General features: G+C 56.1%; 14 protein-coding genes and 1 tRNA gene. 14 read left to right on the top strand and 1 reads right to left on the bottom strand.

The window, feature by feature from the left end; all coding sequences use genetic code 11:
• Positions 1-61 precede the first annotated feature (61 nt).
• From carB to J0L98_RS00525, 3 genes are read left to right on the top strand one after another with little or no spacing between them, the layout of a single operon-like run.
• Positions 62-3,286 (top strand): carbamoyl-phosphate synthase large subunit, encoded by a 3,225-nt coding sequence (gene carB, locus J0L98_RS00535; protein WP_296409315.1) that lies wholly within the window; start codon positions 62-64, stop codon positions 3,284-3,286.
• Positions 3,283-3,759 carry a transcription elongation factor GreA gene (gene greA, locus J0L98_RS00530; protein ID WP_296402111.1) on the top strand — a complete coding sequence of 159 codons (477 nt, stop codon included), beginning with the start codon at positions 3,283-3,285 and terminating at the stop codon, positions 3,757-3,759. Before carB ends, greA begins: the two co-directional genes overlap by 4 nt.
• Positions 3,760-3,768: 9 nt before the next feature.
• The gene (locus J0L98_RS00525) at positions 3,769-4,230 is read left to right on the top strand and encodes a DUF4149 domain-containing protein (protein ID WP_296409312.1); all 462 of its coding nucleotides are present in this window, start codon (positions 3,769-3,771) and stop codon (positions 4,228-4,230) included.
• Between the two features lie 13 nt (positions 4,231-4,243).
• Here J0L98_RS00525 and J0L98_RS00520 read toward each other — a convergent pair whose 3' ends face one another.
• A complete protein-coding gene (locus tag J0L98_RS00520; RefSeq protein ID WP_296409310.1) occupies positions 4,244-4,696 on the bottom strand; it encodes a YhbY family RNA-binding protein in 453 nt (150 codons plus the stop codon).
• Positions 4,697-4,734: 38 nt separating this feature from the next.
• Between J0L98_RS00520 and J0L98_RS00515 the strand changes: the two genes are divergently transcribed.
• The 11 genes from J0L98_RS00515 to J0L98_RS00465 all read left to right on the top strand — a co-directional run bounded on the left by J0L98_RS00515 (position 4,735) and on the right by J0L98_RS00465 (position 14,317).
• On the top strand, positions 4,735-5,355 hold the full coding sequence (locus J0L98_RS00515; RefSeq protein WP_296409308.1) for an RlmE family RNA methyltransferase: 621 nt from the start codon (positions 4,735-4,737) through the stop codon (positions 5,353-5,355).
• A gap of 116 nt (positions 5,356-5,471) precedes the next feature.
• Positions 5,472-7,364, top strand: a complete 1,893-nt coding sequence (gene ftsH, locus J0L98_RS00510; protein ID WP_296409307.1) for an ATP-dependent zinc metalloprotease FtsH — start codon at positions 5,472-5,474, stop codon at positions 7,362-7,364.
• Between the two features lie 369 nt (positions 7,365-7,733).
• Positions 7,734-8,582, top strand: coding sequence for a dihydropteroate synthase (folP, locus tag J0L98_RS00505; protein WP_296409305.1), 849 nt, complete (start codon positions 7,734-7,736; stop codon positions 8,580-8,582).
• Positions 8,583-8,624: 42 nt separating this feature from the next.
• Positions 8,625-9,983, top strand: a complete 1,359-nt coding sequence (gene glmM / locus J0L98_RS00500) for a phosphoglucosamine mutase (RefSeq protein ID WP_296409303.1) — start codon at positions 8,625-8,627, stop codon at positions 9,981-9,983.
• Between the two features lie 204 nt (positions 9,984-10,187).
• Positions 10,188-10,946 carry a triose-phosphate isomerase gene (gene tpiA, locus J0L98_RS00495; protein WP_296409301.1) on the top strand — a complete coding sequence of 253 codons (759 nt, stop codon included), beginning with the start codon at positions 10,188-10,190 and terminating at the stop codon, positions 10,944-10,946.
• A 20-nt stretch (positions 10,947-10,966) separates the two neighbouring features.
• Positions 10,967-11,326: a preprotein translocase subunit SecG gene (secG, locus tag J0L98_RS00490; protein ID WP_296409299.1), complete on the top strand. Its 360-nt coding sequence runs from the start codon at positions 10,967-10,969 to the stop codon at positions 11,324-11,326.
• 62 nt (positions 11,327-11,388) lie between these two features.
• Positions 11,389-11,473 (top strand) — tRNA-Leu (locus J0L98_RS00485).
• Positions 11,474-11,558: 85 nt separating this feature from the next.
• Complete coding sequence (gene ndhC, locus J0L98_RS00480; RefSeq protein ID WP_296402118.1) at positions 11,559-11,933, top strand: NADH-quinone oxidoreductase subunit A; 375 nt, start codon at positions 11,559-11,561, stop codon at positions 11,931-11,933.
• A gap of 46 nt (positions 11,934-11,979) precedes the next feature.
• Positions 11,980-12,456 (top strand): NADH-quinone oxidoreductase subunit B, encoded by a 477-nt coding sequence (locus J0L98_RS00475; protein ID WP_296402119.1) that lies wholly within the window; start codon positions 11,980-11,982, stop codon positions 12,454-12,456.
• Between the two features lie 12 nt (positions 12,457-12,468).
• Complete coding sequence (locus tag J0L98_RS00470; RefSeq protein ID WP_296409297.1) at positions 12,469-13,071, top strand: NADH-quinone oxidoreductase subunit C; 603 nt, start codon at positions 12,469-12,471, stop codon at positions 13,069-13,071.
• The gene (locus J0L98_RS00465; RefSeq protein WP_296402121.1) at positions 13,064-14,317 is read left to right on the top strand and encodes an NADH-quinone oxidoreductase subunit D; all 1,254 of its coding nucleotides are present in this window, start codon (positions 13,064-13,066) and stop codon (positions 14,315-14,317) included. The genes J0L98_RS00470 and J0L98_RS00465 overlap by 8 nt, the downstream gene beginning before the upstream one ends.
• Positions 14,318-14,356: the final 39 nt, after the last annotated feature.

The raw sequence follows: 14,356 nt of genomic DNA, 5'->3' as shown, positions 1-14,356 counted from the left end.
TGTGAGGGCGCCCTTGGTGGTGCCACCCCTGAACCGTCAGCTTTCCAGTCTCTGAAGAACCATGCCCAAACGTACAGATATCAAGACCATTCTCATCATCGGTGCCGGCCCGATCATCATCGGTCAAGCCTGTGAATTTGACTACTCCGGAGCTCAAGCCTGCAAGGCGTTGCGCGAGGAGGGTTACAAAGTGGTGCTGGTCAACTCCAATCCGGCGACCATCATGACCGACCCGGGGACCGCTGACGTCACCTACATCGAGCCCATCACCTGGCAGGTGGTAGAACGGATCATCGAGAAGGAACGTCCTGACGCGGTCCTGCCCACCATGGGGGGGCAGACGGCCCTTAACTGTGCGCTCGATCTTGCAAAGCACGGTGTTCTGGCCAAGTATGGTGTGGAACTGATCGGGGCGAAGGAGGAGGCCATCGACAAGGCCGAGGATCGCATGAAGTTCAAGGATGCGATGACCAAGATCGGCCTGGGCTCTGCGCGTTCCGGGGTTGCGCATACCCTCGATGAAGCGCATCAAGTTCAGGCTGAAATTGGTTTCCCGGTCATCATTCGCCCGTCCTTTACCTTGGGTGGTACTGGCGGCGGAATTGCCTACAACCCGGAAGAGTTTGTCGAGATCTGCAAGCGCGGTCTTGAGGCCAGTCCTACCAATGAGCTCTTGATCGAGGAGTCCCTGATCGGCTGGAAAGAGTACGAGATGGAGGTTGTTCGCGATACCGCTGACAACTGCATCATCGTATGTTCCATCGAGAACCTCGACCCGATGGGTGTGCACACGGGTGACTCAATCACCGTGGCGCCGGCCCAGACGCTTACCGACAAGGAGTACCAGATCCTCCGCAATGCGTCGATCGCCGTCCTGCGGGAGATCGGTGTGGATACAGGCGGGTCAAACGTCCAGTTCGCGATCAACCCCGCGAATGGCCGCATGATCGTCATCGAGATGAACCCGCGCGTGTCTCGTTCGTCTGCTCTGGCCTCGAAGGCAACGGGCTTCCCTATTGCCAAGATCGCTGCCAAGCTGGCAGTCGGTTTCACCCTGGATGAGCTCAAGAATGACATCACGGGTGGCGCCACGCCCGCTTCGTTCGAGCCTTCGATTGACTACGTCGTCACCAAGATTCCGCGTTTCGCCTTTGAGAAATTTCCTCAGGCCAATGACCGTCTGACGACTCAGATGAAGTCGGTGGGTGAGGTGATGGCCATGGGGCGCACCTTCCAGGAGTCGTTCCAGAAGGCCTTGCGGGGCCTGGAGACCGGAGCCTACGGCCTGGACGAGGTTGAGGCGGATCAGGACGATCTTGAGCGCGAACTGGGTGATCCGGGGGCGCAGCGCATCTGGTATGTGGGGCAGGCATTCCGTGAAGGTATGAGTCTCGAGCAGGTGCATGCCCTGACCCGCATCGATCCTTGGTTTCTGATTCAGATCGAAGATATCGTCAAGACCGAGAAGTCTCTTACGGGTCGATCTCTCAAGGGTATCGCTGCTGCGGAGCTACGAGAACTCAAGCGAAAGGGTTTTGCTGACCGGCGTCTTGCGAAGCTGCTCAATACTGATGAAACCTCGGTGCGCCTGCACCGCCATGCTGCAGGCGTCCGCCCGGTCTTCAAGCGGGTCGATACCTGTGCGGCCGAGTTTGCGACCGCAACGGCGTACCTTTACTCGTCATATGAAGACGAGTGCGAGGCGCTGCCGACCGGCAACAAGAAGATCATGGTGCTTGGAGGGGGGCCGAATCGCATCGGTCAGGGGATCGAGTTCGATTACTGTTGTGTCCATGCGGCGCTTGCGCTGAGGGAAGACGGTTTCGAGACCATCATGGTCAACTGCAATCCTGAGACCGTCTCAACCGACTACGATACCTCTGATCGTCTCTACTTCGAACCGCTGACGCTTGAAGACATTCTGGAGATCGTTGCGGTCGAGAAGCCCGTGGGCGTGATCGTGCAGTTCGGGGGGCAGACTCCGCTGAAGAGGGCGCGTGAGCTCGAAGCAAATGGGGTGCCCATCATCGGTACGAGCCCCGACATGATTGATGCCGCAGAAGACCGTGAGCGTTTCCAGAAGCTGCTCTTCGAACTGGGGTTGAAGCAACCCCCAAACCGTACGGCCCGTACACCGGAAGACGCTGTTCGCCTGGCAGCCGAAATCGGCTACCCCTTGGTTGTTCGCCCCAGCTATGTATTGGGGGGGCGTGCAATGGAGATCGTACACGAGCAGAAGGATCTGGAGCGCTACATGCGCGAGGCGGTCAAGGTTTCCAATGATTCGCCGGTGTTGCTTGATCGCTTCCTCAACGATGCGACCGAAGTCGATGTTGACGCGCTTTCCGATGGCAAGCGGGTGATGATCGGCGGCATCATGGAGCATATTGAACAGGCTGGCGTGCATTCCGGCGATTCCGCTTGTTCCCTTCCTCCCTACACCCTGTCGTCCAAACTCCAGGACGAACTGCGTCGTCAGACCGAGGCAATGGCGCGTGCGCTCAATGTTTGCGGCCTCATGAATGTCCAGTTTGCCATTCAAGGCGAGGGCGACGATGCGGTCGTCTATGTGCTTGAGGTCAATCCCCGGGCTTCGCGCACAGTGCCTTTCGTTTCCAAGGCCTGCAGTTTGCCTCTGGCCAAGATCGCTGCCCGTTGCATGGCTGGACGAAGCCTTGATGATCAGGGGATTGTTGGTGAGATCATTCCCCCGTATTACTCGGTCAAGGAGGCGGTCTTCCCCTTCGTCAAGTTCCCTGGCGTTGATACCATTCTTGGGCCAGAGATGAAGTCTACCGGCGAAGTGATGGGGGTCGGCAGAACCTTTGCAGAAGCGTTCGTCAAGAGCCAGCTTGGGGCGGGTGTTCGGCTGCCGACATCCGGAAAGGCGTTCATCAGTGTCAAGCATGCCGATCGTCCCAAGGCCATTGAAGTCGCGCGGGAACTCGTCGAGCTTGGGTTCTCTGTGGTCGGCACCCGGGGAACAGCCGGTGCCATTGCCGCAGCGGGTTTGCCGGTATCTGCTGTCAACAAGGTGAATGAAGGTCGACCGCACGTGGTCGATATGATCAAGAACAACGAGATCAGCCTGGTCATCAATACGGTCGAGGAGAAACGGCAGGCGGTCACCGATTCACGTTCGATCCGCACGAGTGCGCTGGCTGCGAAGGTTACCGTCTATACCACTATCGAGGGTGCCCGTGCGGCCTGCATGGGGATGCGGCATCTTTCCGGGCTCGAAGCTTATTCGCTTCAGGATCTCCACGGTGAACTGGTGAAGGCATGAGCAAGGTTCCACTTACCGTAGCAGGCGCGGAAAAGTTGAAGCAGGAGCTGCATCGGCTGAAGACCGTCGAACGCCCGAATGTCATCGCGGCGATTGCTGAGGCGCGCTCCCACGGCGATCTTTCCGAGAACGCCGAATACGATGCAGCCAAAGAGCGTCAGGGCTTTATCGAAGGGCGTATCCGGGAAGTGGAAAGCAAGCTTTCCAATGGCCAGATCATTGACCCCAAATTGCTGGATGCCGATGGCCGCTGCGTCTTCGGTGCGACCGTTGAACTCGAGGATCTGGATACCGGTGATACCGTCACCTACCAGATCGTCGGCGACGATGAGGCCGATATCAAGGAGGGCAAAATTGCAATCAGTTCCCCGATTGCACGTGCACTCATCGGAAAGTTCGCTGGCGATGTCGCAGAGGTTCAGGCGCCGGGTGGTGTGCGTGAGCTGGAATTGATCGACGTCCGATACATCTAACCTCGACCGATGCAGCGATTCGCCGAACATGTCTACAGTGTGACCATCAGTCTCTGGGTGGGCGCTCTGTGGGCGATCGGTTACTTGGCGGCACCGGTACTTTTCGCCATGGTTGACGACAGGGCCATGGCGGGCCGGGTGGCTGGCGTGATGTTCAGTTACGTCGGGTGGTTGGGAATGGCCGTGTCGGCCTATCTGCTGGTGTTCCTCGCCTTGAGAAAGAACGGTGCGGCGTTCAGGTGCAGTGTGTTCTGGCTGGTGCTGTTGATGCTCTTCTTGACGGTGGCTGGGCAGTTCGGAATTCAGCCCATACTTGCTCAGTTGAAGGCCGACTCCTTGCCGCGAGAAGTCATGGAAAGCGCCATGCGGGACCGTTTCATGGCTTGGCACGGCGTTTCCAGCATTGTTTATCTGATCGAGAGCTTGCTGGGCCTTCTGCTTGTGGCCCTGCAAGGTCGCGGCTTGCGCTGAGCGCCCTCTGCGCTTAGCTGCCTGATCCCCGGGGGGAGGGCTTGGAAGGAGCAGGAAACCAACGTGGTTTCTTGGCTGCGGATGTTCCGTTCAGGGAAGCGATGCCGCGACGTGCAGACAGAGCCTTGGCAGACTTGGCCTTGGCGGGAGCAGGTTTCGGCCTGTCTGACGGGGCGCGGGCGGCTTCTTCAACCTGGATCTTTTCCCGCCATACGACCAGTGTCTTGCCGATGTGCTGAACCGAGGCAGCACCGAGCTGGCTGCAAACGGTGTTCAGGATGGCATCGCGCTGGGATCGATCTTCGCCATAGACCCGTATTTTGATCAGCTCGTGGGCCTGAAGTGCGTTGTCGATCTCCTTGAGCACGGCAGGCGTCAGACCATTGCCGGCGACACTCACCACGGGGTGCAGGTGGTGGGCTTGCGCGCGAAAGGCTCGCCGCTGTGCGGGCGTGAGTTCAGTCATATTCCAACCCATTGAAAAAAGGGCATAATTGTACCGCGATGAAGCGCACCAAGACCAGCAAATCCTGGATGACGGAACACGTCAACGATCCCTATGTGCAGCGTGCAAAGGCTGATGGCCTGCGTGCAAGGGCTGCGTACAAGCTCATGGAGATGGATGACAAGGATCGACTGATCCGGCCGGGAATGGTCGTGGTCGATCTTGGTGCAGCCCCGGGCTCCTGGAGTCAGGTCGCGGCATCCCGCGTTGGTGCGGGCGGTCGTGTGTTTGCCCTCGACCTACTCCCCATGGAGCCCATCAAGGGTGTTGAGTTCATGCAGGGGGATTTTCACGATGAGGGCTTTGTTGCCGAGTTTGAATCGTTGCTCGGCGACAGATGCGTCGACCTTGTCATGTCCGATATTGCTCCGAATATTTCCGGTATCCCGTCCAGCGATCAGGCGCGTTCAATCTACCTGGCAGAACTGGCGCTTGATTTCGCCCGCCAGCATCTTTCTCCGGTAGGTAAGTTCGTTGTTAAGGTGTTCCAGGGGCAAGGTTTTGACGAGTTTCGCAAAACCATGGACGGCGCCTTCAAATCCGTCCTGGTCCGCAAGCCACAGGCATCAAGGGGGCGAAGTGCCGAGGTGTATCTGCTCGGGGTCGGTCTGCGCGGATAGCATGCGGACTCTCCGACGAGATCGGCCCTTCATCATCATAATTTGATCCAGCGAACGTTCGGACATAGAATCAGTCCACTACGCTGTGGCCCCTGTCGGGCCTTCAAGGAAATGTTTTGAACAATCTATTCAAGAATCTAGCGATCTGGCTTGTGATCGGTGTCGTGCTCATGACCGTTTTCAACCAGTTCAACAACCGCCAAGCAGCGCAGAACTCGGTCGAGTACTCCCAGTTCATGGAAGACGCGAAGCAAGGCAAGATCGCAAAAGCCGTCGTGGATGGGCGTACTGTCCGGGCAACCACGCAGGACGGCAGGCAGGTCACCGTCTATACGCCGGGTGTTCAGGATATCTGGATGGTGGGTGACCTGATGCGCTATGGCGTCAAGGTGACTGCTGCCAAGCCTGAGGAGGAGCAGTCCTTCCTCATGAACATCTTCGTTTCCTGGTTTCCGATGATTTTGCTGATCGGTGTATGGGTTTTCTTCATGCGCCAGATGCAAGGCGGTGGGCGCGGCGGAGCGTTTTCTTTCGGCAAGTCAAAGGCAAAGATGCTTGATGAGTCGGCCAACACTGTGACATTTGCTGATGTGGCAGGATGCGACGAAGCCAAGGAGGAGGTTGGAGAGCTTGTAGAGTTTTTGAGAGATCCGTCCAAGTTCCAGAAACTCGGTGGGCATATTCCAAAAGGCGTACTGATGGTGGGCTCGCCAGGAACCGGCAAGACGCTGCTCGCCAAGGCCATTGCTGGTGAGGCCAAGGTTCCATTTTTCTCGATTTCAGGTTCCGATTTTGTCGAGATGTTCGTCGGCGTGGGTGCGGCCCGTGTCCGGGATATGTTCGAGCAGGCAAAGAAGCAGGCACCATGCATCATCTTCATAGATGAAATCGATGCGGTTGGCCGACAACGTGGTGCGGGATTGGGTGGCGGCAATGACGAGCGGGAGCAGACGCTTAACCAGTTGCTTGTCGAGATGGATGGTTTTGAAGGCGTTTCTGGTGTCATCGTGATTGCGGCCACCAACCGGCCAGATGTTCTTGACCCTGCGCTGCTTCGCCCGGGGCGCTTTGATCGGCAGGTAGTCGTACCCTTGCCCGACATTCGTGGTCGAGAGCAGATTCTTCGGGTTCATATGCGGAAGGTTCCGATTGCCCCCGATGTCGATGCGATGATTCTTGCTCGAGGCTGTCCGGGGTTTGCTGGGGCGGATCTTGCGAATCTCGTTAACGAAGCTGCTCTGTTTGCTGCCCGCGGTAACAAGCGTTTGGTTGACATGGAAGATTTCGAACGTGCCAAGGACAAGATCATGATGGGCGCCGAGCGCCGGTCCATGGTCATGCCCGAGGAGGAGCGTCGAAATACCGCTTTTCATGAGTCAGGCCATGCGGTGGTGGCCAAGTGCCTCACCAAGACTGATCCTGTTCATAAAGTCACGATCATCCCTCGCGGCAGGGCGCTCGGCGTTACGATGCAGTTGCCGGAGCAGGATCGATATAGCCAGGATAGGGAGCGGCTTCTGCAAACGATTGCTGTGCTCTTTGGTGGCCGTATTGCTGAGGAGTTGTTCATGAATCAGATGACAACAGGCGCCTCGAACGACTTCCAGCGTGCGACGGATCTCGCTCGTAGGATGGTAACCCAATGGGGTATGTCGGATAACCTGGGGCCGATGGTTTACGGCGAAGAAGAGGGTGAAGTCTTTCTTGGCCGTTCGGTTACCACGCACAAAAACATGTCAGAGGCTACTTTGCAAAAAGTAGATGCCGAGATTCGACGGATCCTCGATCAGCAGTATGCTCTCGCTCGGCGTCTCCTTGAGGAAAACCGGGACAAGGTTGAAGCGATGACCGCCGCGCTGCTTGAACTTGAAACCATCGACGCGGACCAGATTAATGACATTATGGCCGGGAAGGCTCCACGTCCGCCAAAGCCGTCATCAGTGGTGACGAGACGTTCCGGCGACGATACACCCGGCCCGGAACCGACTGCTCCTGCTCCCGCAGCCTGACTTAATTTGCGCATTCTCTCTGAGGGCTGCCAAGGGGTGCGGTGCTTTATCTGCCAAGACAAGCTGTTGCGGGCGCTCGCCTGAACGGAACGGCGCGAATTGAGAGGCAAGCGCGCCGTTCTGGGGCAAGATGAGTGGACTCCTCTTCCTGTTTGCCACCGAATCGATGGAATGCGGGAGCCCGGTTTGGGGAAGACGAATGCACTGTCCGCAAGATCAATGCCAGGCAGTTCCGCCTAGTGCTCAGAGAATGGTGCTGAATCTCATTTGCCGGACCAAACTACGCTGTCGAAATGAAACCATTGCACCGGCGAATTGGACTGCCGGGGTTGACGGTCCGGACGCCCCTTTCTGATTGAGTTCCCTTTAATGCCACAAATGCTAGTCTGCGGCAGATTTTGCTTGGATCTTTCCGTCCCGAAGATCATGGCGATTCTGAATGTTACGCCCGATTCATTCTCCGGCGATGGTTGTCTTACTCGGGACGCAGCCTTGCGTACAGCGGAGCGAGTAATTTCCGAGGGAGCGGATATCCTCGATATAGGCGGGGAGTCCTCTCGCCCCGGCGCCCTGCCTGTCGGGGAGCAAGAGGAGATGGATAGGGTGTTGCCCGTGGTCGAGGCGCTTGTTTCATTGGGAAGGCCGTTGTCAATTGACACGGCGAAGCCGTCCGTCATGTGCGAGGCGATCAAGGCAGGTGCGGATCTAATCAACGATATATCCGCTTTTCAGGCGGACGGTGCGATCGACGCCGTCAAAGATTCCGCTGTAGCCTTGTGTGTCATGCATATGAAAGGTCAGCCAAGAACAATGCAAATAGCTCCGTTCTACGACAATGTACTTTTCGAGGTGGGTGAGTTCTTGGCGGAGAGGGCAGAAGCGCTTGTTGAGTCAGGAGTAGCTTCAGATCGAATATTGCTGGATCCAGGCTTCGGTTTCGGGAAGTCAATTGATCATAACGTGACAATTCTCAAGGGTCTTGGGAGTATTCGGCGTTCGGGCTATCCACTATTAGTCGGAATGTCGAGGAAGTCCATGCTGGGTCAGATTACCGGACGCGATGTGGGTGACCGTGCGGTGGCAGGAGCATTGGCTGCCCTGATTGCCATCCAGAATGGTGCGAGAGTCGTGCGCACCCATGACATCGCCGCAACGCGTGATGCAGTCCGCGTCTGGACTGCCCTGGAAGCTATCGGCAAGGCTGCATGTCAGGAATAATTGACTGACGGACTTGTCTAGAGAGCTTGAAGGAGGAGAAAGGTGTCTCGTCGATATTTTGGAACGGATGGCATACGGGGGTGCGTAGGTGAGGCGCCAATCACACCGGATTTTTGCTTGCGTCTAGGCTATGCAGCCGGAAAGACACTGATCGCCGATGAGCGTATGCGGCCTGGGGAGCACCCCGCTGTGATCATCGGCAAGGACACCCGAATTTCGGGGTATATGCTTGAGTCGACTCTCGAGGCTGGATTCTCTGCGGCGGGAGTGGATGTTTATCTGGCTGGACCGCTGCCAACGCCCGCAATTGCCTATCTGACCCGTGCATTGCGTCTGCAGGCGGGGGTGGTGATCTCAGCATCCCACAACCCCTTTCAGGACAATGGGATCAAGTTCTTTTCTGCCCGCGGTACCAAGCTGCCCGACGCTGTTGAGCATGAGATCGAAGGTCGTCTTGATCAGCCCATGGGGTGCGAGCCCTCGGCGAGCCTTGGTAAGGCTCAGCGAATCGATGATGCGCGTGGGCGCTATGTCGAGTTCTGCAAGAGTTCCTTTCCGAACGAGCTTGATCTGCGCGGGTTGAAAATCGCGCTCGACTGCGCCAACGGCGCCGCCTATATGGTTGCGCCAAAGGTCTTTCACGAGTTGGGGGCCGAGCTTGTGCTTGTCGGCGCGGAGCCGAACGGACTCAATATCAATGAGGGGGTCGGGGCCACGGTTCCCCAAAACGTCCGCAAGGCGGTCCTTGATTCCGGGGCCGATCTGGGCATCGCCCTTGATGGTGACGGTGACCGCATCGTGATGGTCGATGCCGAAGGTGAAATTTATGATGGGGACAAGTTGCTCTATGTCATCGCCAAGGCGTCCCGTCTCGCCGGACGGGTAGATGGCGTCGTCGGAACCTTGATGAGCAATCTCGGGCTTGAGCACGCGCTCCTGCGGCTTGGGCTTCAGTTTACGCGTGCCAAGGTTGGTGATCGTTACGTGCTTGAGTTAATGCATGAGAAGGGGTGGACCCTTGGCGGGGAGAACTCTGGACACATCATCTGTCTCGACAAACACACCACCGGAGACGGGATCATTGCCGGCTTGCAGGTGCTGGCAGCCTTGCGTCAGCACAATGTGACCCTGAAGGAAATGTGCGCGGATCTTGTCTTCTATCCTCAGAAATTGGTCAATGTCCCGATCAAGGCGGGGTTCGACTGGCTCTCCAGTGCGTCCATCCAAGCTGCTGTTGATGCCGCCAATAGTGAGCTTGACGGGTCGGGACGGGTTCTACTTCGTCCCTCGGGCACCGAGCCACTTCTGCGTGTGATGGTCGAGGGTGAAGGTGAAGACCGAGTGAACAGAGTTGCCTGCACCTTGGCCGACGCAGTCCGGTCTGCCGCCGCCATCACGTGATATGACTGACGCGGCCTCTGGCCTGTATTGAGGCTCCGTCCGTCGTCTGCACTTATCTCTCCCTGTTGCATTGGCCTGCTGCGCGTCGCTGCTTCGCCACGCCGAAAGCTGTGCGTGATGTATGAGTGGGTGTGCGACACGCCTCGATTTTGACCCTCCGGCCGCCACGCGATACAATCAAAGAATTTGACTCTGGTGCCAAAGGTGAGAAGAAAGCTGGTTGTCGGCAACTGGAAGTTGAACGGAAGTTTCGCGCGCAACACAGCTCTGCTTGGTGAAGTCCGGTCGGGCGGCTGTGTTGAGGGTGTTGATATCGCAGTTTGTCCTCCGTTCCCCTATCTTCAACAGGCTGGAGATATGCTTTCCGGCTCGAGCGTGTTGCTTGGAGCGCAGGACGTCAGTGCGTATCAAGAAGGCGCTTACACCGGTGAGGTGAGCGGTAGGATGCTCGTTGATCTCGGGTGTACCTATGTGATAGTAGGGCACTCCGAGCGTCGAAGTCTGTTTGGAGAGACCGATTCCAGGGTGGCTTCGAAGGTTGGCGCTGCTCTGGCAGCCGGCCTGACACCTATCGTTTGCGTAGGAGAGAGCCGTTCACAGCGGGAGCTCGGTGGGGCTGAACAGGTCGTTGCTTCTCAGCTCGAATCGGTTGTTGCGGCTATAGACATCAAGTTGCTTGATCGACTGGTGGTTGCCTATGAACCAGTTTGGGCAATTGGCACTGGCTTGACAGCTACGCCGGAGCAAGCCCAGTCCATGCATGTCTTCATTCGCCGGTGTCTTGGGCGGGGCGGGGTGGATTCGGACGGGGTTCGTATCCTCTATGGTGGAAGCGTTAATGCGGGAAATGCACTTCAGTTGTTCAATGAAAAGGACATAGATGGCGCGCTTGTAGGGGGCGCTTCCTTGGTGTTCGATGGTTTTAAAGCGATATGTGAGGCTGCTTCGAAGGCTTCGCTATAAGGTCTTTTACGGAGAGTGTAATGGGTGGTCTAGTTTTTTCAATTGTTCTTACGGTTCATGTTCTTGCGGGTCTTGGCGTTATCGGCTTGGTTCTCATGCAGCATGGCAAGGGTGCGGACATGGGGGCTGCGTTCGGAAGCGGCGCCTCTGGAAGTCTGTTCGGGTCGTCCGGGTCCGCCAACTTCCTGAGTCGCATGACTGCGGGCCTTGCCGGCGTCTTTTTTGTGACGAGTCTAGGTTTGAGCTACCTTGCTGGCGCAAAATCTCCGGTTGCCTCAAGTGTCATGGAAGGGGCTGTGGTTGCCCCAGTGGAGCCTTCCGCTGCGCCTGCTGCACCTCCGGCTAACGACGTATCGAAGTCTAAGGATATTCCGCGATAAAAATATGTAATGCTTGGCGCTGGGGAACGATTGCCTTATAATGCCGAGCATCAAAACGTAAAGCCGACGTGGTGAAATTGGTAGACACGCTATCTTGAGGGGGTAGTGGCGAAAGCCGTATGAGTTCGAGTCTCATCGTCGGCACCACAATAATACGCAGGTCGCCCGCAAATAGCGGGCGTTTGCTTGAAAGCAGCTACAATAACTGCTATCGGTTGCGGGAGCATGAGCTATGTTGGAAACCTATTTTCCGGTTCTTGTTTTTATCCTGTTTGCTGCTGCTTTCGGTTTTATTCCCATTGTTGCAGGCTGGGTTCTCGGTCCCAACAAACCTGACGCGGAAAAGCTTTCTCCTTTCGAGTGCGGGTTTGAGCCCTTTGAGGATGCGCGCATTAAATTTGATGTGCGTTACTACCTCCTTGCCATTCTTTTTATTCTCTTTGATCTGGAAATTGCGTTTCTCTTTCCCTGGGCGACCATTCTGAAAGAGATTGCGGCCAATGAGTCAATCAGGCTTTTCGGATTCTTCGAAATGATTGTGTTTCTTGGCATTCTCCTGCTTGGCTACATTTATGTTTGGAAGAAGGGCGCGCTCGACTGGGAGTGATTCGTCGAATTGCCTTGGCGGGTAAATCGTTGCATAGAGGGTGTCTATGAGCATCGAAGGTGTTTTCAAGGAAGGGTTTGTCACCACTTCTCTTGATGCCGTAATCAACTGGACCCGTACAGGTTCGCTTTGGCCAATGACTTTCGGGCTTGCCTGTTGTGCGGTCGAAATGATCCATGCGGGCTGTTCGCGGTATGACCTTGATCGGTTCGGTGTCGTCTTCCGTCCCAGTCCTCGTCAGTCGGATCTTATGATTGTCGCCGGTACGCTCTGCAACAAGATGGCTCCGGCGCTGCGCAAGGTTTACGATCAGATGTCAGAGCCGCGCTGGGTGATTTCGATGGGGTCCTGCGCCAATGGGGGTGGGTACTACCACTATTCGTATTCAGTCGTCCGAGGTTGTGACCGGATTGTTCCGGTTGACGTATATGTTCCCGGTTGTCCGCCGACTGCCGAAGCGTTGTTGTACGGTATTGTTCAGCTACAGAACAAGATCAAACGTGATTGCACAATTGCGCGCTGAGTACTGAATGCCATGAGTGAAAAACTTGAATCACTGCGTCAACTGCTTGCGGCAAAGTTGGGCGATAAGATCCAGCACTCCGTCATCGCCAACGGTGAACTTACCGTCGTTGTTCCTGCGGCGGAGTATATGGCGATTGCGTATCTGCTGAGGGATGACCCAGATCTCCGGTTTGAGCAGCTAGTGGATTTGACAGGATTGGATTATTCAACGTTCTCGGGGCAAGACTTTTCGACACGTTTTGCTGTTGCTGTCCATCTGCTTTCAGTTAGTCGCAACCTCCGTCTTCGCGTCCGCGCCCTAGCTCCCGATGACTCGTTCCCAATGCTTGATTCGCTGTGCGAAGTTTGGCCGAGCGCAAACTGGTTTGAGCGCGAAGCATTTGATTTGTTCGGAATAGTATTTCGCGGACACCCGGATCTACGTCGTATCTTGACCGACTATGGTTTTGTCGGCTACCCGTTCCGCAAGGATTTTCCTATTTCTGGATATGTTGAAATGCGCTATGACCAGGAGCAGGGGCGTGTAGTCTATCAGTCAGTTACAATCGAACCGCGTGAAAATACGCCGCGTATCGTACGTGACGATAATTATGGGAATTCAGGCCGTGGCTGAAATTCGCAATTACACAATCAACTTCGGTCCCCAGCACCCGTCCGCGCACGGGGTTTTGCGTTTGGTGCTTGAGCTTGATGGTGAAGTCGTTGAGCGGGCCGACCCCCATATCGGCTTGTTGCATCGTGGTACCGAGAAGCTTGCCGAAACAAGGACTTGGGTGCAGTCTGTTCCATACATGGACCGGCTCGACTACGTCTCGATGATGTGCAATGAACATGCGTATTGCATGGCAATCGAGAAGTTGATTGGCATTGAAGTTCCTATTCGGGCTCAGTACATTCGTGTTTTGTACGATGAGATCACCCGCATTCTGAATCACTTGCTTGCGGTCGGAACTCACGCTCTCGATATTGGTGCCATGACAATGGTGCTTTATACGTTCAGAGAGCGCGAAGACCTGATGGACGCCTATGAGGCTGTTTCTGGCGCGCGCATGCACGCAGCCTATTACCGTCCCGGTGGTGTTTATCGCGATTTGCCTGACAGGATGCCTCAATACGAAGTGTCGAAGTGGAAGTCGGCGAAGACGGTTGAGCAGCTAAACGAGAATCGGCAGGGAAGTTTGCTGGATTTTCTGGACGATTTCACCAAGCGATTCCCGCGCTATGTGGATGAGTATGAGACGCTTTTGACTGATAACCGGATCTGGAAACAGCGCACTGTTGGTATCGGTGTGGTTTCGCCCGAGAAGGCGCTTGCGCTTGGGTTCTCCGGCGTCATGTTGCGGGGGTCTGGCATTGAGTGGGATGTCCGTAAGAAGCAGCCCTATGAGGTATATGACCAGTTAGATTTCGACATCCCCGTGGGCGTCGAGGGAGACTGTTATGACCGGTACTTGTGTCGTATTGAAGAAATGCGTCAGTCGAACCGGATCGTCAAGCAGTGCATAGAGTGGCTTCGAAAGAACCCCGGCCCGGTGATTTCCAGTGACCACAAGGTCGCCCCGCCTCCGCGGGAGCGTATGAAGGGAAACATGGAGGAGCTGATTCATCACTTCAAGCTTTTCACGGAAGGGATGCACGTTCCAGCTGGGGAAGTGTATGCGCCGGTTGAGCACCCGAAGGGTGAGTTTGGTGTGTACGCCGTTTCCGATGGTGCAAACAAGCCGTATAGGCTCAAGCTGAGGTCGCCCGGCTTTGTTCACCTGTCGGCCATGGATGAGATGTCTCGCGGCCACATGATCGCCGACGTTGTCGCGATCATTGGAACGATGGACATCGTCTTCGGAGACGTGGATCGCTGATACACCTGGTGTTCCCAATCACATTCTGCTGACAGTAGA

Origin of the sequence: Zoogloea sp. (assembly GCF_017302315.1) — a bacterium.
In the GTDB taxonomy this organism is placed as follows: domain Bacteria; phylum Pseudomonadota; class Gammaproteobacteria; order Burkholderiales; family Rhodocyclaceae; genus Zoogloea.
This window is presented reverse-complemented; position numbering and strand designations above follow the sequence as displayed.

Excerpts from the sequence above, each read along its gene's own strand:
- carB (WP_296409315.1), top strand. The coding sequence starts at position 62 with ATGCCCAAACGTACAGATATCAAGACCATTCTCATCATCGGTGCCGGC.
- greA (WP_296402111.1), top strand. The coding sequence starts at position 3,283 with ATGAGCAAGGTTCCACTTACCGTAGCAGGCGCGGAAAAGTTGAAGCAG.
- J0L98_RS00525 (WP_296409312.1), top strand. The coding sequence starts at position 3,769 with ATGCAGCGATTCGCCGAACATGTCTACAGTGTGACCATCAGTCTCTGG.
- J0L98_RS00520 (WP_296409310.1), bottom strand. The coding sequence starts at position 4,696 with ATGACTGAACTCACGCCCGCACAGCGGCGAGCCTTTCGCGCGCAAGCC.
- J0L98_RS00515 (WP_296409308.1), top strand. The coding sequence starts at position 4,735 with ATGAAGCGCACCAAGACCAGCAAATCCTGGATGACGGAACACGTCAAC.
- folP (WP_296409305.1), top strand. The coding sequence starts at position 7,734 with ATGCCACAAATGCTAGTCTGCGGCAGATTTTGCTTGGATCTTTCCGTC.
- secG (WP_296409299.1), top strand. The coding sequence starts at position 10,967 with ATGGGTGGTCTAGTTTTTTCAATTGTTCTTACGGTTCATGTTCTTGCG.
- ndhC (WP_296402118.1), top strand. The coding sequence starts at position 11,559 with ATGTTGGAAACCTATTTTCCGGTTCTTGTTTTTATCCTGTTTGCTGCT.
- J0L98_RS00475 (WP_296402119.1), top strand. The coding sequence starts at position 11,980 with ATGAGCATCGAAGGTGTTTTCAAGGAAGGGTTTGTCACCACTTCTCTT.
- J0L98_RS00470 (WP_296409297.1), top strand. The coding sequence starts at position 12,469 with ATGAGTGAAAAACTTGAATCACTGCGTCAACTGCTTGCGGCAAAGTTG.